18 protein-coding genes are annotated in these 18,863 nt (G+C 74.2%); 11 read left to right on the forward strand and 7 right to left on the reverse strand.

The window, feature by feature from the left end; all coding sequences use genetic code 11:
• Window positions 1–2 precede the first annotated feature (2 nt).
• The 3 genes from ACQP10_RS16525 to ACQP10_RS16535 all read left to right on the forward strand — a co-directional run bounded on the left by ACQP10_RS16525 (window position 3) and on the right by ACQP10_RS16535 (window position 3,602).
• Window positions 3–296 (forward strand): DUF1330 domain-containing protein, encoded by a 294-nt coding sequence (locus ACQP10_RS16525; protein ID WP_346018898.1) that lies wholly within the window; start codon window positions 3–5, stop codon window positions 294–296.
• 434 nt (window positions 297–730) lie between these two features.
• Window positions 731–1,672 carry a tyrosine-type recombinase/integrase gene (locus ACQP10_RS16530; protein WP_433541665.1) on the forward strand — a complete coding sequence of 314 codons (942 nt, stop codon included), beginning with the start codon at window positions 731–733 and terminating at the stop codon, window positions 1,670–1,672.
• A 127-nt stretch (window positions 1,673–1,799) separates the two neighbouring features.
• Window positions 1,800–3,602 (forward strand): sensor histidine kinase, encoded by a 1,803-nt coding sequence (locus ACQP10_RS16535; protein ID WP_399500603.1) that lies wholly within the window; start codon window positions 1,800–1,802, stop codon window positions 3,600–3,602.
• 176 nt (window positions 3,603–3,778) lie between these two features.
• On the opposite strand, the gene ACQP10_RS16540 is transcribed toward ACQP10_RS16535, so the two are convergent.
• From ACQP10_RS16540 to ACQP10_RS16570, 7 genes are all read right to left on the reverse strand, one after another.
• On the reverse strand, window positions 3,779–4,186 hold the full coding sequence (locus ACQP10_RS16540) for a pyridoxamine 5'-phosphate oxidase family protein (protein WP_346019841.1): 408 nt from the start codon (window positions 4,184–4,186) through the stop codon (window positions 3,779–3,781).
• A gap of 383 nt (window positions 4,187–4,569) precedes the next feature.
• Window positions 4,570–4,767 carry a ferredoxin gene (locus tag ACQP10_RS16545; RefSeq protein WP_179823895.1) on the reverse strand — a complete coding sequence of 66 codons (198 nt, stop codon included), beginning with the start codon at window positions 4,765–4,767 and terminating at the stop codon, window positions 4,570–4,572.
• 19 nt (window positions 4,768–4,786) lie between these two features.
• Window positions 4,787–6,001: a cytochrome P450 gene (locus ACQP10_RS16550; RefSeq protein WP_433541666.1), complete on the reverse strand. Its 1,215-nt coding sequence runs from the start codon at window positions 5,999–6,001 to the stop codon at window positions 4,787–4,789.
• Window positions 6,002–6,086: 85 nt separating this feature from the next.
• Window positions 6,087–7,511, reverse strand: a complete 1,425-nt coding sequence (locus tag ACQP10_RS16555; protein WP_433541667.1) for an MFS transporter — start codon at window positions 7,509–7,511, stop codon at window positions 6,087–6,089.
• The gene (locus ACQP10_RS16560; protein WP_346019837.1) at window positions 7,508–7,684 is read right to left on the reverse strand and encodes a hypothetical protein; all 177 of its coding nucleotides are present in this window, start codon (window positions 7,682–7,684) and stop codon (window positions 7,508–7,510) included. Before ACQP10_RS16560 ends, ACQP10_RS16555 begins: the two co-directional genes overlap by 4 nt.
• Window positions 7,685–7,943: 259 nt before the next feature.
• Window positions 7,944–8,570, reverse strand: coding sequence for a CBS domain-containing protein (locus tag ACQP10_RS16565; RefSeq protein WP_399500607.1), 627 nt, complete (start codon window positions 8,568–8,570; stop codon window positions 7,944–7,946).
• Between the two features lie 332 nt (window positions 8,571–8,902).
• A complete protein-coding gene (locus ACQP10_RS16570) occupies window positions 8,903–10,396 on the reverse strand; it encodes an AAA family ATPase (RefSeq protein WP_346019835.1) in 1,494 nt (497 codons plus the stop codon).
• Window positions 10,397–10,761: 365 nt separating this feature from the next.
• On the opposite strand from ACQP10_RS16570, the gene ACQP10_RS16575 reads away from it, so the two are divergent.
• The 8 genes from ACQP10_RS16575 to ACQP10_RS16610 all read left to right on the forward strand — a co-directional run bounded on the left by ACQP10_RS16575 (window position 10,762) and on the right by ACQP10_RS16610 (window position 18,677).
• Window positions 10,762–11,691, forward strand: a complete 930-nt coding sequence (locus ACQP10_RS16575) for a universal stress protein (protein WP_399500608.1) — start codon at window positions 10,762–10,764, stop codon at window positions 11,689–11,691.
• A 149-nt stretch (window positions 11,692–11,840) separates the two neighbouring features.
• Window positions 11,841–12,752 (forward strand): universal stress protein, encoded by a 912-nt coding sequence (locus ACQP10_RS16580; RefSeq protein ID WP_433541668.1) that lies wholly within the window; start codon window positions 11,841–11,843, stop codon window positions 12,750–12,752.
• Between the two features lie 236 nt (window positions 12,753–12,988).
• Window positions 12,989–13,858, forward strand: a complete 870-nt coding sequence (locus ACQP10_RS16585) for a universal stress protein (RefSeq protein WP_346019832.1) — start codon at window positions 12,989–12,991, stop codon at window positions 13,856–13,858.
• Window positions 13,858–14,364: a CBS domain-containing protein gene (locus ACQP10_RS16590; protein WP_433541669.1), complete on the forward strand. Its 507-nt coding sequence runs from the start codon at window positions 13,858–13,860 to the stop codon at window positions 14,362–14,364. Before ACQP10_RS16585 ends, ACQP10_RS16590 begins: the two co-directional genes overlap by 1 nt.
• Window positions 14,348–15,250 (forward strand): universal stress protein, encoded by a 903-nt coding sequence (locus tag ACQP10_RS16595; protein ID WP_346019830.1) that lies wholly within the window; start codon window positions 14,348–14,350, stop codon window positions 15,248–15,250. Before ACQP10_RS16590 ends, ACQP10_RS16595 begins: the two co-directional genes overlap by 17 nt.
• A 237-nt stretch (window positions 15,251–15,487) precedes the next feature.
• Entirely contained in the window at window positions 15,488–16,375 is an 888-nt protein-coding gene (locus tag ACQP10_RS16600) for a universal stress protein (RefSeq protein ID WP_346019829.1), read from the forward strand.
• A complete protein-coding gene (locus ACQP10_RS16605) occupies window positions 16,372–17,319 on the forward strand; it encodes a hypothetical protein (RefSeq protein WP_433541670.1) in 948 nt (315 codons plus the stop codon). Before ACQP10_RS16600 ends, ACQP10_RS16605 begins: the two co-directional genes overlap by 4 nt.
• Window positions 17,217–18,677: a heavy metal translocating P-type ATPase gene (locus ACQP10_RS16610; protein ID WP_433541907.1), complete on the forward strand. Its 1,461-nt coding sequence runs from the start codon at window positions 17,217–17,219 to the stop codon at window positions 18,675–18,677. Before ACQP10_RS16605 ends, ACQP10_RS16610 begins: the two co-directional genes overlap by 103 nt.
• Window positions 18,678–18,863: the final 186 nt, after the last annotated feature.

Below are 18,863 nucleotides of genomic sequence, written 5' to 3' on the forward strand. Positions count from 1 at the left end.
CCATGCCCAAGGGCTACTGGGTCAGCGTCTACCGCACCATTTCAGACCCTGAGAAGCTGGCTGCTTACAACAAACTGGCCCGCCTGGCCGTCGAGCCCGGGGGCGGCCGGACCATCGTCCTTGGCGGTCGGGTCGTGGCGCATGACGCCGGAATCGCCGAGCGCACCGTCCTGGTCGAGTTCGACAGCTTCGAGCAGGCCGTCGCGGTGCGCGAGAGTGCGGCCTACCAGGCGGCGCTGGCCGTCCTCTCCGACGGCGTCGAGCGCGACTTCCGCATCGTCGAAGGCCTTGGCTGACCGAGGTCCAGTCGGATCTTCACTGAAGATCCACACCCGCAAGTACCCCGCCATCGGGATCATCAGTGACAGCTCCTCCGTCGAGAAGAACGCGGACAGGCGGACAAGTAGCCATCCGCGCTGCTCGCTGAGAAGTCAAAGGTGCTGTCCCGGTGGCGGGAGCGCAAAGCCGAAGCATCCGGCTGAGTTACTCGCCTGTACCGCCAACGGCTGTTGGCAGGGTTCCTCCCCTCCGACCTCGCGGCTGGGGACAGGTGCCGAGAGCCCTATGCAGGGCAACCTACATGTACGTGATAATGGTCTATTATCACGTACATGAGAGATCATGACGCCCCGGCGACCAGGGCAACCGCTCGCCGGGGAGGTGCGCGACTCACGTACGTTATCCGGTACATGATCCCAGCCGGGGTGGGCAGCACCACTGGGCGGCCGGCATGAGCGCCGCGCCGAAGATCACCGCCCTGCGCGGCGGGGACATCACCCTCGCCGAGGCCGCCGACGCCTTCCTCGCCACGGCGCGCACCGCCAACCCCAACACCCACCGCGCCTACGCCTCCGCGATCGACCGGGTCATCGCCTGGCTCGGCCACACCCGGCCGCTCGCCGAGGTCGCCGACGCCGAGATTGGCCACGCGCTCGCCGCCCTGTGGGGTGCCAGCGCGCCGGCGACCTGGAACCGCAACCGCGCCGCCGTCACCTCCTGGCTGCTCTGGTGCCAGACCAAGAAACATTGGGCCGCACCCTCGGTCCCGGCCGACGCCGAACGCCGCAAGGAGAACGCCGACCAGATCCGCGCGGTCGCCCAGAGCAACATCTACCGGCTGCTGTCCCGCCGCGACATCCCGCTTCGGGAGCGGGCGCTCTGGAGGATGCTCTATGAAACGGCGGCCAGAGCCGCCGAGATCCTGGCGCTGAACGTCGAGGACCTCGACCTGGAGCACCGGCGTGCCCCGGTCCGGTCCAAGGGCGGCGACACCGAGTGGGTGTACTGGGAGAGCGGCACCGCCCACCTGTTGCCCCGCCTGCTCCGACTCCCCGACGGCAGCGCCCGCACCCACGGTCCGCTGTTCCTGTCCGAACGCCGCCCCGTCCCGGCTCGCCGCCCGGCCGCCGGCGACATCTGCCCGCACACCGGCCGCGCCCGCCTCGGCTACGACCGCGCCCGCGTCCTGCTCGACACCTACGCCGGGCTCGACCTGCACCAGCTGCGCCACAGCGCCGCCACCCACCTCGGCGACGCCGAGATCCCGCTACAGCTCATCATGGGCAAGACCCGGCACAAGAACCCCCGCACCGCCATGCGCTACATCAAACCCGGAGCTGAGGCCATCGCCAAGGTCACCGAGGTTCTGGCACCGCGTCGCCGTACCCACTGACCCGCGCATCCCTCGGCCAGATAGCGCTGAGAATTCCCGGCCGCTTACCGCCGGAACTTACAACGGTTCTTGCCAACACCCCTGCCGGTGTGGGTGCAATACGTATTTCGTGGGGAAACTGATATGTATGGCAGATGTTGAGCCATATGTCCTGACTCCACACATGCGGCTGGACGAGCTGCTGGCGGAGCTGCAGGTGCGGCTGGAGGCGGTGCTGGCCACCCGCGACCGCATGCAGGCCCTGCTGAACGCGGTGGTGTCGGTGGGCAGCGACCTCGACCTGGAGACGGTGCTGCGGCGGATCGTGGAGACCGCCGCGACGCTGGTGGACGCCCGCTACGGCGCGCTGGGCGTGGTGGGCGAGGAGAACACGCTCGTACAGTTCCTCCCGGTGGGGCTGAGCGAGGAGGAGATCGCCCGGATCGAGCACTGGCCGCACGGCCTGGGCCTGCTGGGCCTGCTCATCAAGGACCCGTGCCCGGTACGGCTGGCCAACATCGCCGACCACTCCGAGTCCTACGGCTTCCCGCCCGGCCACCCGCCGATGGGCTCCTTCCTGGGGGTGCCGATCCGGATCCGCGAGGAGGTGTTCGGCAATCTCTACCTCACCGAGAAGCGCGGCGGCGGGGAGTTCGACGAGGAGGACGAGGCGATCGTGGTGGCGCTGGCAACCGCGGCCGGCGTCGCCATCGAGAACGCCCGCCTGTACGAGGAGACCCGCCGCCGGGAGGTGTGGCTGCAGGCGTCCTCCGACGTCACCACCGCCCTGCTGTCGGGCGCCGAGCCCACCGAGGTGCTGACGCTGATCGCCGGGCGGGCGCGGCGGATGGCGGGCGCCGACGCGGTGGCGGTGCTGCTGCCGGACGGCGACGGCCGCCGGCTGCGGGTGGTCATCGCCGAAGGCCCCGGCGCCGCAACGGACGTCCCGGGCGTCCCGGACGCTTCGGACGCCGCAGAAGGTGGCCGGGACGCACCGGGAGCGCCGGACGAGTGCGGCGGCCACGCCGGCGGACGGCTGTGCCCGAGGGTGGGCGCGTTCACCCTCGTGTCCGACTCGCTGGCCGGGCAGGCGTTCGCCTCCGGTGAGCCGTTCATGGTGACCGACCCCGTCGGCGGCTCCCTGCCGGGCAGGGCCGACCCGGCGGCGCCCGGACCGGCCGCGGCGGTGCCGATCGGCGCGGCCGGCACGGTGCGCGGGGTGCTGTCGCTGGCCAAGCGCCCCGGCCGCATCCCGTTCAGCCAGGTCGAACTGCGCACCCTGCACGCCTTCGCCGGGCAGGCGGCGATCGCGCTGGAGCTGGCCGAGAGCCGCATCCACGCCGAGCGCCTCGGCCTGCTGGAGGACCGCGACCGCATCGCCAAGGACCTGCACGACGTGGTCATCCAGCGCCTGTTCGCGGTCGCGATGACGCTGATGAGCGCGGTGCCGCTGATCGAGCGGCCGCAGGCCACCACCCGGGTGCAGAACGCCATCGACGAACTCGACAGCACCATCCGGCAGATCCGCTCGACCATCTTCGCCCTGCAGAGCCCCGACGGCGGCGACACCGGAGGGCTGCGCGGGCGGATCACCACGCTGGTCGAGGACGCCGGCGCACACCTGGGCTTCCGGCCCGCCCTGATCATGGACGGCCCCCTGGACAACGGGGTCCCGCCCGAGATCGGCGACCACCTGCTGGCCGTACTGCGCGAGGCGCTGTCCAACGTGGTCCGCCACGCCAAGGCCACCCGCGTCGGCGTGCACGCCAGGCTCGCCGGTGATCGGCTGACACTTCTCGTCGAGGACGACGGCGTCGGCCTTCCGGCCGACGGCCGCTGCAGCGGCCTGCGCAACCTGCGGGAACGCGCCGACCGGCTGGGCGGCGCCTTCCACGTCGACGTCCCGCCCGGCGGCGGAACCCGGCTCACCTGGAGCGTTCCGCTGGGCTGAGCACGTGGCGTGCCGAAGAACGGTGGACCCGTCGCGGGTCGTCACGGCGTACCGGGTTGCGGCCGCCCGGCCGACGCGCCGTTCGAACTCCTCCGCCGGGGGTCGCCGTCGGCCTGCATGCCCCGAACCCCTCCGCCGGAGGTCCGCCGTCGGCCTGCGCGCCCCCGGCGGCGCCGCTAACGGTGGACGCGCCGGCCGGAGATCCGCTCGATGTGAAGCACGATGAAGTGGTCCCCGCAGCCCGTGGTCCACGCCGTCAGCGGCAGCCCGGTCAGACGGGTGACCTCATCGGGGTCACGGACGGTCCGGGTCCGCCCCACGGCGGTGACCGACCAGCCGGTGCGGGCGTCGGTGTCGAAGTCGTCCGCCTCGAAGGCCACCACGGTGTCCCGGGTGGCGGTGGCCACCTTGGAGAAGGAGTCGGTGCAGATCACGATCTTCCCGCCGTCGACGTAGAAGTCGACCGGCTCCACCGCGGGAAGGGCGCGGTCGGTGAAGACGACCCGGCCGATCGGCGCCGACGACAGCAGCCTCACGCACTCCTCCCGGGAGAGCGTGTGCGGCCGGATCGAGTCGATGTCCATACCTGAAGCTTCGTCGAGGAAGGCCCCGGCGGTTGAGGGGAGAAGGTCCCCTTCTCGCGGACCATGGCCCCGTGCCGTACGGACCTTCGGCCCCACCGCGCCACGCGGTCACCGAACCGGCGGATCATCGGCGTCGAGGGCGATGGCGGTGCGGCAGCCGGTCCGAGCCCAGGGTGGCGAGGCCGTCGTGACGGCGCAGTGTCACCCGGCCGGGGCCCCACGTGCCACGCAGGATCCGCTTGGACGGCGGCGGCCGATCGTAGGGCGGCCGCCGCTCCTGCCCGACCAGGGTCAAGGAACCGGCGAACCCGTTGCGGCGCAGGGCCTCGGCGGCGGTCGGACCGGCCGCCGAAGCCCTGCGACCACGATGCGAGAAAGCCGGTTCACGACATGGTCAGCCGGATGGCCAGGGCCGGGCAGATGCGGGCGGCCTCACGAACGTCCTCCTGCAGCCCCGGTCGCGGGCTGTCGTGGAGGAGCGTGACGATGCCGTCCTCGTCACGCTGGTCGAACGTGTCGGGGGCGATGAGGACGCATTGCCCCGAACCGGCGCAGGCGTCTTGGTCGACGGTGACCTTCATCTGTTCCCTCCTTCTCGGTTCACCAGGTGACGGGCAGTTCGCGGACGCCGTAGAAGACGGCGTGGTGCTTGAACGTCAGGTGCTCCAGCGGCACGGCCAGGGCCAGCGTCGGGATACGCCGGTAGAGGGTGCCGTAGACGACCTGCAGTTCCACTCGGGCCAAGGGCTGGCCCAGACACTGGTGGGCGCCGTATCCGAAGGCGATGTGGTGGCGGGCCCTGCGGTGGACATCGAGAGCGTCGGGGGCGGCGAAGGCCGACGGGTCGCGGTTGGCGATGCTCTTCACCACGATGATGCCCTCCCCCTTGCGGATCAGCCGGCCGCCGATCTCGAGGTCCTCCCGCGCGACGCGCCGGGCCTCGGTGTGGGTGATGGACAGGTAGCGCAGAAGTTCTTCGACGGCGCCTGCCACCAGCTCGGGATCCCCGTCGCGGACCGCTGCCAGCTGCGCCGGGTGCGCCAGCAGGGCGGCCGTACCCAGCGCGATCATGTTCGCGGTGGTGTCATGCCCGGCCACCAGCAGGAGCTGACCCATCGTGGAGATCTCCCGCCGGGTCATCGCGCCGCTGCGGTACTGTTCGACGGCCAGCCTGCTGAGGATGTCGTCGCCCGGTTCGGCGTTCTTCGCCTCCACCAGGGCATCCAGGTAGACGTTCAGTTCCTCGCTGGCGGCCATGGCCTGTGCGGGGTCGCCCTCATCCATGACCAGCGCGCCCGCCACGCGCTGGAAGAAGGCGCGGTCGGCGTAGGGCACTCCCAGCAGTTCGCAGATCACCAGCGTGGGAACCGGCAGCGCGATCGCCTCCACCAGATCGGCCGGGTTCGGGCCGGCCAGCATCTCATCGATGAGGTCATCGATGATCCGCTGAATTCTGGGCCGCAGCGCCTCCATTTTCCTGATCCTGAAGTCTGCGGTCATGAGCCGTCGCTGCGCGATGTGCTCCGGCGCGTCCATCTGCATCAGCGTCTTCATCTGCGCGTCGCGTGCCTTGCTCACCGCATTGGTGTGCGGGAAGCCGGGTTCCGCGACGTCGACGCTGACGCGCGGGTCGGCGAGCACCGCACGGGCGTCATCGTAACGGGTGACCGCCCAGGGAGTGCTGCCGTCCCACAGTCTCACGCGTGAAACCGGCGTCTCTTCGATCAGGCGGCGCAGCTCCGGTGCCGGATCGAACGGACACCGCGCCGCACGGGCCATCGGGAACATCTGCGGCTCTGACAGGTCGTCAGCCATGAGATCTCCTTGTTTCGCATTGCGGTCGGTGATGATGTCGGGCGTGTGCTGACCAGGGGATCGAGGCCCTGAGCCGGACATCGGGTCACGATCCTTGGTGAAGCGGGGTTCGATCGGCGGACTTCGTCCGGCTCGTGCGATCGGCGGCGTGTGCGGTCAGAGCGCCGATGGCGCAGATGATCGCGAGCCCGAACAGCACATACCGTGCCGCGTCCAGCATCGAGTCGCCGGCCAGGTTGACCAGGATCCCGGCCACCGCGGTGCCGAACGCGATCGCCAGGCTCGTCACGGTGGCGATCGCCGCCGCCGCCCGCCCGCCTTCCTCCGGGTCGGAGGTGCTGGACATCGCGGCCACCGACAGGTGAGGGTAGGCCAGGCCGATTCCCGCCCCGGCGACGAACAACACCGGCACCCAGACCAGCACCAGCCAGATCGGCGTGTCCGCGCGCTGCAACAACCCCTGGACGAACAGACCGAGCGCGAGCAGGATCGGGCCGAGGACGCGCAGCCGGCGCACCGCACGCTCCCCGGTCACCGACGAGCTGCCGATCTGCGTCACCGACCAGCCGAGCGAGACGGCCGCCGCGAAGAACCCCGCCACGATGGGCGGCAACCCGGCCAGCCGCTGGCCGAACAGCGGCAGGAACGACTCGACCGCGACGCCGAAGGCCAGCAGCCCCAGCGTCAGGTACACCCACTTCAACGACGAACCCCGCCGGTACGTCGTCCGCGGGAAGACCCGCAACTCGCTGCGCCGCTCATGCACGATGAACCCGGCCACCAGCAGCAGCGCCACCCCGATACCGGCCGCCTTCGCGAGCGTGCCCGCCACCACCCCCGTCACGCTCACCGCGCCGGCGGCGGCCATGACCAGCAGCAGCGACCCAGCCGGAATCGGCACCCGTATCCCGCCGCGTTCGCCGCGCGGCAGCACGCGGGGCACCATCGCGCCGCATCCGGCCGCGATCACGGCCATCACCCCGAACGCCGGCCGCCACGACCCGAACTGGGCGAACAGTCCGCCGAGCGCCGGACCGGCGAAGTTCCCCACGCCGTACATCGCCGACATCAGCGCCGCGCCGCGCGTCCACAGCCGGGCCGGCAGCGCGGCCCGGATGACGGCGAATCCCAGCCCGGACAACAACCCGGCCCCGAGCCCCTGCACACCCCGGGAGATCAGCAGCACCGCCATCGCCGGGCTCAGCGCGCAGGCCAGCGAGCCCGCGGTGAACGTGGCGAAACCGAGGACATAGGCGCCGACGTTCCCCCATCGGGACAGCAACCGGCCGGTGAGCATCGTCGCGATCACCATGGCGACGAGATAGACCGTCATGTTCCAGGCGTAGAAACCCGCGCCGCCGAGGTCGGCCACTGCGGTCGGCAGCAGGCTCGCCGCCAGGTAGATGTTGATCGCACCGACCAGCACTCCGCCGGCCAGCACGATTGCCGCGCCGAGATACTCCCGGCCCAGCAACTCCCGCCACGCGGGCGGGTCGGAGGGCGGGTTCATGCGCTCACCTTCACGATGCGCTGAGGCCCGCCTTGCGCCTCCCCAGGTTCGGACCCGCCGCCCACGGCTGAGGAGCGGTGCCGCGCCACGGCCGGTCCGCAGCGCGGCAGCGGGACGAATGTGTCGATGGCGGGCCCCGCGCCGCCGGGCTGTTCGTCGTAGTCGGCACTCATGACTTCAAGGCTGTCGTTGAACCGTTCCCGGAAGCTTTCCGCCGCGTGTTGTCCACGGTGCTGGGCCGATGGAGGAAAAGCTTCAAGCCGCGGAGGAACCTTGCCCCCACTCGCCGTCGGCGAAGATGCCCTGTCCCGTCAACCTGAGGTACGGGGTGGCGTGGTCACCGCGGCGTACTGCTCGGGCGTCAGCGCGGCGACCGGATGCTCCGGCCCGGCCACGGCGGCCAGGCGGGCGAGGAGATCCGCGGGACCGGCGCTAAGGGCCCTGCCGGACGGGCACGTTGTCCCGGTCCCACAGCAGTTCGTCGATCACGCCGACGACGCCGTCGACCCGCAGCGTCATCGTCAGGGCGGTCCGGGTGTCGCCGCGGAGGGTCATCGTGCCGCTCAGCGTCACCACGCCGTTCCTGACGGAGACACGCACCCGCGAGGTGTCCATCCACAGCGAGCGGGTCAGGACGTTCCGGCGGACCTCGCGCTCGATGTCCCGATCCGGCCGGACGAACGGCTTCAGCAGGTCGCGGCGGCTGACGATGCCCACCAGCCGGCCCAGACGGTCCACCACCGGCAGCCGCTTGACGCGGTGGTCACGCATCAGGCGGCAGGCGTCCGCCAGCGGCGCGGTCTCCCGGACGGTGATCGCGGGGGAGGACATCAGCCGCCGGGCGACGTCGCACCGGCCCGCGCGGCGGTCGCCGTCCCAGAGCGCGGTCCCGGGCGGGCCCTCCGGCTCCGCGCGCAGCAGGTCGGACTCGGAGACGACGCCGGTCACCCGGCCCTCGCCGTTCAGCACCGGTACGGCGCCGACCGTGTGGGCGACGAACATCGCGGCGATCTGCTTGAAGCAGGCGTCCTCGCGGACCGAGATCACCTTCCGGGTCATGACGTCTCCGACGTTGACGCACATCGTGCCTCCAGCCCCGCCCGGACGGAGCGGGCGCCCGCGAAGGATCCCGGCCCGCACGTGTGAGGCGACGGTACGGACGGCGCATGCGAAGAGCTGACTCACCTCACACCCAGAAGACTGGGCGCGCGATTGGCCGTCCCCTAGAGGCTAAATGCCCTTTTTGTCAGGGACTGTCGGCCCTGTTCGGGGCGCGGCGCGGAAACCACCCGCCTCGCACGGAAACGCTCCGGTCCGGACGGAGATCGGGGCGGAGATCGGGACGGAGATCGGGGCGGAGATCGGGGCGGTGGCCGCCGCGATGCCCGCGCTCACCCGGGCTCCAGGAGGGGGCGGTGGAACCGTACGGAGGACGGCTCCGGGGCGGGGCCGATCACCGCCAGCGCCCGTTCGAGCGACCGCTCCAGCGGGACGCCGGTGTCGATCCCGACCGCGCCGGGCCACGGCGCGGCCCGCGCCGCCAGCTCCGCCGCGATCTCCGGACCGGCGTCCGAGATCCCCCCGGTACGGCTCGAGAGCCGGTCGGCGACCACCTGCGGCGGGGCGGTGCAGCGCAGCGCGAACAGGTCGCTGGATGCGTCGTCGGCGACGGCTCCGGCCGCCGCCCGGTGCGCGGCGTCGGTCCAGGAGGCGTCGAGGACGACCGGCTCGCCGTTCCGCAGCAGCCTGCCGGCCCGCGCCAGCAGCTCGCCGTAGACGCGTTCGGTGTGCTCACGGTCGTAGACGCCCTCGCCGAAGGGGGCGGCGGCGGACCGCTCGGGGGTGACGCCGGCCAACTCCTTGCGGACGCGGTCGCTGCTCAGCAACGTCACGCCGAGCCGGTCGGCGATGGCCGCGGCCAGGGTCGACTTTCCGGTGCCGGGCGTCCCGCCGACGAGGATCAGCGGCACCGCGCCGGCCCGCAGGTGACGCAGCGTGAGGCCGGCGAGCTCACCAGCCTGCCGCGCCGCGCCGGGGTCGTGCTGGGCGTGCCGCAGGCAGGCCACCTTGACGCGGACGAAGGCCCGGTAGGCGACGTAGTGGTGCCACAGCGCGGGCGGGGCGGGGTCGCCGGAGAACTCGGTGTACCAGTGCAGGAACAGCTCGGCCGCCCGAGGCGCGCCCAGCCGTTCCAGGTCCATGGCGAGGAAGGCCGCGTCGTCCAGGCCGTCGAGGAAGCGCAGCCGCTCGTCGAACTCCAGGCAGTCGAGGATCCGCGGCCCGTCGTCCAGGCAGAAGACGTCCTCGGCGAGCAGGTCGCCGTGGCCGTCCACGATCCGGCCGTCGGCGACGCGGGCCGCGAACAGGGGGCCGCGGCCGTCGAGGAAGCGCAGCGTACGCTGTTCGATCTCGTCCAGCACCGGGGCGCCGACCACCTGCTCGGGCAGCGCCCTGACCTGGCCGAAACTCGCCGTCCACCGCGAGCGCAGCGCCGCCACGCCGCCCTCCCGGTCGATCCGCGGGTCGCGGCGGGCCCGGCCGTGCATGCCGGCGAGCGCCCTGGCGATCCGGCGCAGGTGGTCGTCGACCGGCTCACCCGCCCGGACCAGCGCCGACAATCGCCGCTCCTCGGGCATGCGCCGCATCACGACGAGGTGCTCGCAGACCCGCCCGTCGGGGCCGACCACGTCGGCGACCCCCTCGTAGACGTCCGGGGCCAGCCGCCGGTTGAGCTCCACCTCCTCCTGGCAGACGGCCCGCCGGGCTTCGACGGAGGTGAAGTCGAGGAAGCCGAGGTCCACCGGCTTCTTGAGCTTGACGGCGTGATCCCCGAGGAGGATCACGACGCCGGAGTGCGTCTCCCTGACCTGCGCCCACGGTTCCATCGATCACGCCTCCGCGTCCCGGTCCGGCCGTACGGCCCCGCGCGGCGGGGCGGACGTCCCCGATGCCCGTCCCTTACCCCCGGCCGCGCCTCCCGACGCGGCCGAGCGGGGGCGGGTACGGGCCCGATCGGGGCCGTCTCCCCGGGCGTCGTGCGGGCAGGCGGCGGGGGACAGTAGAGAAGCGGCAAAAGTCCCATCGCGGTACTCCCATGGCGCCAAAGGGGCGAACCGGTCGGGTTCATCATGGGTCTATGAACGCGGCCGCCCGCTGGGACGCCTTCCGCGCGCCGGCCGGTCGGCGCGGCTGAGACGGCCGCCCGCCGTCCCCGGACACGGGCATCGAGGGGAGCATCGAGGGGAACAGCATGGCGAAACCGCGGACGAGACGACGCAGGGTCGTGACCGGCTACGACGGCTCGGACCACTCGCTGCAGGCCCTGGAGTGGGCCATGGACGAGGCCGAGCTCAGACGGCTTCCGCTGACCGTCGTCCACGCCTGGCAGTGGCCGTACGGCGAGACCGGCGAGACCGGCGAGATCGGCGGGGACACCGGGGACACCGGGGACCGGGGCCGGGCGGCGGCCGGGCGGGTGCTGGGGCACGGCGCCGACTGCGCCCGGGCGTGCAGCACGATCGTGGAGGTGGCCACCGACCTCTACGAGGGGCCCGCGGCCCGGCGGCTGGTGGAGCTGTCCGCCGACGCCGAGCTCGTCGTGATCGGCTCCCGCGGCCGGAACTCCCCGGCCCGGTCGATGATCGGCTCCACGGCCTCTGCCGTCGCCGTCCACGCGCGGGCCCCGGTGATCATCACCCGGGGGGCCGGCCCGATCCCCGTGCCGCTGCACCCCGGTCCGGTGGTCCTCGGCCTGAAGGACACCACCGCCGACGAGGTGCTGGAGTTCGCCTTCGAGGAGGCGGCCCTGCGGCGGCTGCGGCTGCTCGTCATGCACGCCGGCCATCCGCGCCACCTGACGGCGTGGGGCGTCGCCATGGCCCCGCTGCCCGACGTCGACGACTCGGCCCGGGTCTGCCGGGAGTGGGTGGACGAGCGCCTCGCCGGCTGGCAGGAGAAGTACCCGAAGGTCGCCGTCGACGTCCGGCTCAGCACCACCGCGCCGAAGGAGGCGCTGCTGGACGCCTCGGCCGAGGCGACCCTCCTCGTGGTCGGGGCCGGGCGGTCGGCGCTGCTGTCCGGGCACCTGGGGCTGATCACCCGTTCCCTGGTCAGGCATGCCTCCGGCCCCGTCGCGGTCGTGCCCCCGCCGCGGGACCCGCCGGGCCCGGCGGGTCCCTGAGAGCAGGCCCCTCCGGGAGCGGGCCCCCGGCAACGCGGACCCCGACAGCGCGGATCCCGACAGCGCGGACCCCGACAGCGCGGATCCCCCGAGAGCAGCCCCCCGGGAGCAGGAGACAGGGGACGGAGACACGGACGGGAGGAGAAGCCATGGGCGGGCAGGTGGTGGTCGGCACGGACGGATCGAGGCCGGCGTCGATCGCGGTGAAGTGGGCGGCCGACGACGCCGCCCGGCGCGGGTGCGGCCTGCGCGTCGTCCACGTCTGCGAGCCGTGGGCCTACGACCTGCCGTACGTGCAGGTGCCCGGTGTCCAGGCGCCCGGAGCGCAGGTGCCCGGCGCACGGGTGCCCGGAGCGCCCGTGGGCGTGTCGCGCGCCTGCGAGGAGATGCTCGCCACCGCCGTGGACCTGGCCCGCGACCAGGCGCCCGGCGTGGAGGTGACGCCGGTGCTCGTCACCGGGCGGATCATCGAGACGCTGCTGGAGGAGTCCCTCCGGGCGGCCCAGGTCGTCGTCGGCAGCCGGGGCCTGGGCGGCTTCGCCGGCATGCTGGTCGGGTCGGTCGGGGTGGGCCTGGCCGGCCGGGCGGCCTGCCCCGTGGTCGTGGTGCGCGGCGCCCAGGAGGCCGTGCAGGGCGAGGTCGTCGCGGGCTTCGACGGGTCGGAGGCCTCCCGCGCCGCGCTGGAGTACGCCTTCACCGAGGCCGCCCGCCGCGGCGCCCGCCTCCGCGTGGTCTACGCCTGGCACGCGCCCGTGATGACCCCGTACGCGGCCGGCTGCTCGTCGCTGGCCGAGGACGCCCTCGCCTCCGGCCGGGAGGCGGTGCGCGGGGTGCTGGAGTCGTGGATCGAGGACCACCCCCAGGTGGAGACGGCCGAGACGTCGGTCTGCGCCCACCCGGTGTCCGCCCTCTGCGAGGCCTCGGCCCGGGCCGACCTCGTGGTCGTCGGCTCGCGCGGCCTGACCGGGCTCGGCTCGCTCCTGCTGGGCTCGGTCAGCCGCGGCGTGCTGCACCACGCCCACTGCCCGGTCGCGGTGGTGCCGTCCCCGGGGGAGGAGTGAGGCGTGCGGCCCCCGGCCGTGGCGCGCCCGCGCCGCCCCGCGCCGCCCCGCGCCGTCCCGGGCCGGGCCGGGCACACGGACGGTACCGGTCCCCGGCCGTGGCGCGCCCCCGTGACGCAGCACGCGGACGGTGCCGGCACCCGGACCGGAAGTCCCGGGCGGACGGGTCCTTCGGCCGCTGCGGCGGCCCCGGGCCCAGGTGTCGGATGGACGGTGACGGACCCAAGGAGGGTGACATGACAGCGCACGTACTGGTGGGCACGGACGGCTCCGCTCCGGCGCGGGCCGCGGTTCGATGGGCCGCCGACGAGGCGGTCCGGCGCGGCTGGGCCCTGCGGATCGTGCACGTGTGCGAACCGTGGACCTACGACCTCCCGCTCCAGACCCCGCCGGGCTTCCACGACTCCATGGCCGCGTACTGCCGGGGGATGCTCGACGACGCCGTCGACCTGGCCCACGAACACGCCCCGCAACTGGAGGTGAACAGCGTGCTGGAGCCGGGCAGGACCGTGGAGGTCCTACGCCGCGAGGCCGCCGACGCCCGGGAGGTCGTGGTCGGCAGCCGAGGTCGCGGCGGGTTCACCGGCCTGCTGCTCGGCTCGGTCTCCCTGGCCCTGGCGGGGCGCGTGAGCGCTCCCGTCGTGGTGGTCAAGGGCGAGCCGAGGGAGCAGCCGTTCGGCGAGGTCGTCGTCGGCTTCGACGGCTCGGCCCACTCGGCGGCGGCCCTGGAGCACGCCTTCGAGGACGCCGCCCGGCGCGGAGCCCGGCTGCACGTCGTGCACACCTGGCAGATGCCCGTCGTGGGGCCGGGCGCCACCGCCTACACGCCGCTGATCGAGGAGATCGCCGCCTCCGAACGGCACATCACCCAGGAGGCGCTCGCCCCGTGGCGGGACAAGTACCCGCAGGTGGAGGTCACCGAGACGGCGGTCTGCGGGCACCCGGTCGCGGTCATCCGCGACGCGTCGCGGAACGCTGACCTGGTGGTCGTCGGCTCCCGCGGGCTGGGCCGCGCCGGCTCCGCCCTGCTCGGCTCGGTGAGCCACGGCGTGCTGCACCACTCCCACTGCCCCGTCGCCGTGGTACGCGCCCCCGGGGAGGCGTGATGGACGTGAAGAGCCCGTCGGACGTCCGCGACCTCACGGTCGGCCAGGTGATGAGCCGGACGCTCGTCGCCGTCGACCCCGACGAGTCCCCGCTGCTGGCCTGGGAGATCATGCGCCGGGCCGGTGTCCACCACCTGCCGGTCGTGGACGGCGACCGCCGCCTGGTGGGCGTTCTCACCCGGGAGGACATCACCGCCCGCTGGTCGGGCGGCCCGGCCGAGCAGTCCAGGGTCCGCGTCCAGGACCTGATCGCCGGGCACCGCTGCCCCCGCATCTCGGCGCGCGCGCCGTTGCGGGAGGCCGCGGCGGCCATGATCGGCGCCGGGACGGCCGCGGTCCCGGTCCTGGGGGAGTCGGGGACCATCGTGGGGATGGTGACCACCACCGACATCCTGCGGGCGGTGGCCGGCCGGATCGCCGAGGAGACCGGCGAAGGGGAGCCGCCGGAGCTCATGACGGGGATGTTCCGCCTGGTCCCGGTGCTGCCGCATGACTCATGGCGTTGACGCGCAGCTCGCCGCGCGGATCCACTTCCTGGCCCGGGTCGCGTACGGCGCCGCGTCCCGCCCCCGCGCGGGACGCGAGATCATCGTCGCGTTCGACGGGTCCCCGCAGAGCCGCGCCGCCGTCGGGTGGGCGGCGCGGGCGTGCGGGGTGCGCGGCGGGAGGCTGACCGTCTGCCACGTGTGGGACGGCCCCCGGGCCGAGCGCGAGGCGGCGGTGACCACGCGCGAACGCGGCCTCGCCGGGCTCATCCTGTCGGAGGGCGTGGAACTGGCCGAGCGGCTGCTGCCCGGCCGCGCCGTGCGGTCGGCGCTGCTACGGGGAGATCCCGGGACGGAACTGGTCTCGCTCGGCCGGACGGCGGAGATGCTGGTGCTCGGCACCCGGGGCCGCGGCGGCATGGCAGAGCTGCTCGTCGGCTCGGTGAGCGCCCATGTCGCCACGCACGCGGCCTGCCCCGTGCTGGCCGTACGCGGGACCGCCGAGGCGGCGGGGGGCGCGGAGACCGTCGTGGTCGGGGTGGACGGGTCGGACTGCTCGCTGGCGGCCCTGCGGTTCGCACTCGAGTACGCCCGGGGGCACCGGCTGCCGGTGCACGCGATCCACGCCTGCCGGGACGGGCCGGGCAGGCAGGGGGAGGAGCTGGAGCGGTGGGTCGCCGAGGCCGTCACCGCGCTGCCCCGGGGAACCGCCGGGGTGACCGTCACGACCAGTACGGTCGGCGGCCCGCCGCTGCCGGTGCTGCTGCCCGGCAGCCACCGGGCCCGGCTGCTGGTCGTCGGCTCGCGCGGGCTCGGCCCGGTGCGAAGCCGCCTGCTCGGCTCGGTCAGCCGGGAGCTGCTCCGGCGGGCCGGATGCACGGTGGCGGTGGTCAAGGACCGCGACTGAGACCCGCGCGGACCGGCGGGCGCTCCCCGGAGGGGCACGGGTCGCGAAGCGGGGCGGGCCGGGCCGGGCCGGGAGACGGGTCACGCGACGGGGCTTTTCCGGGCCGGAGGGGATCCGGCGACGGCCCCGGCCGGGAAACGGGCCGAAAGTCCCCCGGCGGCGGGCCCAGCGGCTCTGGGAGCCCCGCCGCCCCGCGCCGACGCTTGAACCGACTGCCCCCTACCCGAGGAGGAGACCATGTCCTCGAACGACACCGGCCGGCCGGTCCCCGGAGCGGCCGGCCCCGTCATCGTCGCGGTGGACGGCTCACCCGACGCCGCCAGGGCGGTCCGGTGGGCGGCCGACGACGCCTTCCGGCGGCGGCTGCCGCTGCGCCTCGTGCACGTCGTGGAGCGCGGGCCGTACGACATCCCCCGGTTCTCCGCCCCCGAGTGGCCGGGAACGCTCGTCGTGAGCGGCCGCCGCGTCCTTGAGGAGGCCGAGAACCAGGCGCGCGCCCGCCAGCCCACGCTGGAGGTGAGCACCGAGCTGATCGAGGGGTCCCGGACGAGGAGCCTGTGCGAGCAGGCCGCGGACGCCGCCCAGATCGTGCTCGGCAGCCGCGGCCTGGGCGGCTTCGCCAGCGCCCTGCTCGGCTCGGTGAGCACCTACGTCGCCGGGCACGTCCGCTGCCCGGTGGTCGTCGTCCGCCCCGGCGGCGAGGAGCACCGCCGCGAGGTCGTCGTCGGCGTCGACGACTCCCCGCAGTCCGACCCCGCCCTCGCCTACGCCTTCGAGCAGGCCAAAGCGCGCGGCTGCCCGCTGCGCGCGGTCCACGCCTGGCAGCTCCCGGTGCACGCCTTCGCGCCCGACGTCACCTACGACATGGACGAGGTCCGCCGCTACCAGGACCGCATGGTGCGGGAGAAGCTCACCGCCTGGCGGGAGAAGCTCCCCGAGGTGCAGGTGATCGAGGACGTCTCCAGCGCCCACCCCGTCGATGCCCTCGTCGAGGCGTCGGCGGACGCCGACCTGGTCGTCGTGGGCTCCCGGGGCATGGGCACGATCGGCTCGGCGATCCTGGGCTCGGTCAGCCGAGGGGTGCTGCACCACGCCCGCTGCCCGGTGGCGGTCGTGCGGGCATGAACCCCGGCCGCGCCGCGCATCGGGCCACCGCCGTCCTGCTCGCGGTCACCGTGGCCGGGCTGGTGTGCGGCGGCGCGCTGTACCTGGCGGGCGAGGTCACCGCGGCCGATGTCGTGTGGGCGGTGGTCACCGCCGTGGCCCTGGTGCCCGCGGCGTGGTGGGTGGTCTCGGCGCTGCGCGGCGGCCGGATGGGCGTGGACGCGATCGCCGTCCTCGCCCTGGGCGGCGCGCTCGCCGTACGGGAGTACCTCGCCGGCGCGCTGATCGGCGTGATGCTCGCCACCGGCCGGGCCCTGGAGGAGCACGCGCTGCGCCGCGCCCGGCGCGACCTCACCGCGCTGTACGAGCGCGCCCCCCGCTCGGCCCGGCGTTACGAGGACGGCGAGCCCCGCCTCGTCCCGGTGGACGTGGTCCGCCCCGGCGACCTGCTGATGGTCCCCGCGGGCGAGACCGTCCCCGCCGACGGCGTGGTCGCAGCCGGCTCGGCGCTGCTGGACGAGTCGGCGCTGACCGGCGAGTCGCTGCCGGTGGAGTACGGCACCGGCCGGCCGGTGCGCAGCGGCACCGTCAACGCCGGCTCCGCGTTCGACCTGCGCGCCACCCGCACCGCGGCCGACAGCGCCTACGCCGGCGTCGTGCGGCTGGCCAGGGAGACCGAGGCGGCGAGCGCCCCCGTCGTACGGCTCGCCGACCGCTTCGCCGCCTGGTTCCTGCCCGTCACGCTGCTCGCGGCCGGGGCGGCCTGGTGGCTGTCCGGTGACCCGGTCCGCGCCGTCGCCGTGCTGGTCGTCGCCACCCCTGTCCGCTGCTGCTGGCCGCGCCCGCCGCGATCGCCTCCGGCCTGTCCCGCACCGCCCGCCACGGCGTGGTCGTCAAGGGCGGCGGGGCGCTGGAGCGGCTCGGGCAGGCCCGCACGCTGGTGCTGGACAAGACCGGAACGCTGACCTCGGGCCGGCCGCACGTCTCCGGCGTCGTGGCCGCGCCCGGCGCCGACCCCGGTGACGTGCTGTGCTGGGCCGCTGCGGTGGACCGGATGTCGTCCCACGTGCTCGCCGAGGCGATCGTCCGCGCCGCCCGGGAGCGCGGCGTCTCCCCTCCGCAGCCGTCCGGCGTCGTCGAGCGGCCCGGCACCGGCACCGAGGGGCTGGTGGAGGGCCGCCGCGTCGAGGTCGGCAAGGCCACCGCCCCCTCCCACCCGGAGTGGGAACGCGTCCAGCGGGCGCGGGCCGCCCTGGACGGCGCCATGACCGTCTGGGTGACCGCCGACGGCGACCCGGCCGGGGTGATCCTGCTCCGCGACACCGTGCGGCCCGACGCGGCGCGGACCCTGCGCCGGATGCGCGACGCCGGGATCGAGCGGGTGGTCATGCTCACCGGTGACCGCCCCGAGGTCGCCGAGAGCGTCGGCGTGGTCCTCGGCGTGGACCGGGTGCTGGCCGGGCAGACGCCCGCGGACAAGGTCGCGGCGGTACGGCGGGAGACCGGCCGGGCGGTGACCGTGATGGTCGGCGACGGCGTCAACGACGCCCCGGCCCTGGCCGCCGCCGACGTCGGAGTCGCCATGGGCGCCCGGGGTTCGGCCGCCTCCACCCAGGCCGCCGACGTGGTGCTCACCGCCGACCGGCTGGACCGCCTGGCCGACGCCATGGACGTCGCCCGCCGCTCCCGGCGCATCGCCGTACAGAGCGCCGCCGCCGGGATGGCGATGTCACTGCTCGCCATGGCCGCCGCCGCGGCCGGGATGCTGCCGCCCGCGGCCGGCGCGCTGCTGCAGGAGGCCATCGACATCGCCGTGATCGTCAACGCGCTGCGGGCGCTGCGCTCGGCGCGCGGCACCCGCCCGGCGGTGGACGCCGCCACCGAGTCCCTGCTGCGCCGCTTCGAGCTGGACCACTCCTCGCTGCGGCCTCCGCTGGAGCTGATCCGCCGGACCGCCGACGAACTGGGCGAACGTCCCGGCCCCGAGGATCTCGGGCGTCTGCGGGAGGTCCACCGCTTCCTCACCGGACGGCTGCTCCCGCACGAGCGGGCCGAGGAGCGTGCGCTGTACCCAGCGATGGGGCAGGTCCTCGGCGGTCCGGAGGTGACCATGACGATGAGCAGGGCGCACGCCGAGATCGAGCGGCTCGTCCGCCGGCTGGGCCGCCACCTCGACCTCGCCGAGAACGCCGGGCTCCGCCCGGAGCAGCTCGACGACCTGCGCTCCTGCCTGTACGGCCTGCACGCGGTGCTGCTGCTCCACTTCGACCAGGAGGAGGAGGCGTACTTCTCCCTCGCCCTCGGCGCCGGCTCCCCGGCGTGACCTCCGTCGCGGTCCGGGGCGGCGGCCGGGCCTCGGCGCGGCCGCACCGGGCGCCCGGTGGGGGACGGGCCCGTACCGGGGCCATGGTCCCTGCCATCGGGGACTTTCGCCGCTGACCGCCCGGCCGCCGCCCGGGGACGATCGACACAGGAGGCGATGATGACGACCAGGGATGGCACGGGCGCG

Origin of the sequence: Streptosporangium sandarakinum (assembly GCF_050942225.1) — a bacterium.
Lineage (GTDB): Bacteria > Actinomycetota > Actinomycetes > Streptosporangiales > Streptosporangiaceae > Streptosporangium > Streptosporangium nondiastaticum.

Excerpts from the sequence above, each read along its gene's own strand:
- ACQP10_RS16525 (WP_346018898.1), top strand. The coding sequence starts at position 3 with ATGCCCAAGGGCTACTGGGTCAGCGTCTACCGCACCATTTCAGACCCT.
- ACQP10_RS16530 (WP_433541665.1), top strand. The coding sequence starts at position 731 with ATGAGCGCCGCGCCGAAGATCACCGCCCTGCGCGGCGGGGACATCACC.
- ACQP10_RS16535 (WP_399500603.1), top strand. The coding sequence starts at position 1,800 with ATGGCAGATGTTGAGCCATATGTCCTGACTCCACACATGCGGCTGGAC.
- ACQP10_RS16540 (WP_346019841.1), bottom strand. The coding sequence starts at position 4,186 with ATGGACATCGACTCGATCCGGCCGCACACGCTCTCCCGGGAGGAGTGC.
- ACQP10_RS16545 (WP_179823895.1), bottom strand. The coding sequence starts at position 4,767 with ATGAAGGTCACCGTCGACCAAGACGCCTGCGCCGGTTCGGGGCAATGC.
- ACQP10_RS16550 (WP_433541666.1), bottom strand. The coding sequence starts at position 6,001 with ATGGCTGACGACCTGTCAGAGCCGCAGATGTTCCCGATGGCCCGTGCG.
- ACQP10_RS16555 (WP_433541667.1), bottom strand. The coding sequence starts at position 7,511 with ATGAACCCGCCCTCCGACCCGCCCGCGTGGCGGGAGTTGCTGGGCCGG.
- ACQP10_RS16560 (WP_346019837.1), bottom strand. The coding sequence starts at position 7,684 with ATGAGTGCCGACTACGACGAACAGCCCGGCGGCGCGGGGCCCGCCATC.
- ACQP10_RS16565 (WP_399500607.1), bottom strand. The coding sequence starts at position 8,570 with ATGACCCGGAAGGTGATCTCGGTCCGCGAGGACGCCTGCTTCAAGCAG.
- ACQP10_RS16570 (WP_346019835.1), bottom strand. The coding sequence starts at position 10,396 with ATGGAACCGTGGGCGCAGGTCAGGGAGACGCACTCCGGCGTCGTGATC.
- ACQP10_RS16575 (WP_399500608.1), top strand. The coding sequence starts at position 10,762 with ATGGCGAAACCGCGGACGAGACGACGCAGGGTCGTGACCGGCTACGAC.
- ACQP10_RS16580 (WP_433541668.1), top strand. The coding sequence starts at position 11,841 with ATGGGCGGGCAGGTGGTGGTCGGCACGGACGGATCGAGGCCGGCGTCG.
- ACQP10_RS16585 (WP_346019832.1), top strand. The coding sequence starts at position 12,989 with ATGACAGCGCACGTACTGGTGGGCACGGACGGCTCCGCTCCGGCGCGG.
- ACQP10_RS16590 (WP_433541669.1), top strand. The coding sequence starts at position 13,858 with ATGGACGTGAAGAGCCCGTCGGACGTCCGCGACCTCACGGTCGGCCAG.
- ACQP10_RS16595 (WP_346019830.1), top strand. The coding sequence starts at position 14,348 with ATGACTCATGGCGTTGACGCGCAGCTCGCCGCGCGGATCCACTTCCTG.
- ACQP10_RS16600 (WP_346019829.1), top strand. The coding sequence starts at position 15,488 with ATGTCCTCGAACGACACCGGCCGGCCGGTCCCCGGAGCGGCCGGCCCC.
- ACQP10_RS16605 (WP_433541670.1), top strand. The coding sequence starts at position 16,372 with ATGAACCCCGGCCGCGCCGCGCATCGGGCCACCGCCGTCCTGCTCGCG.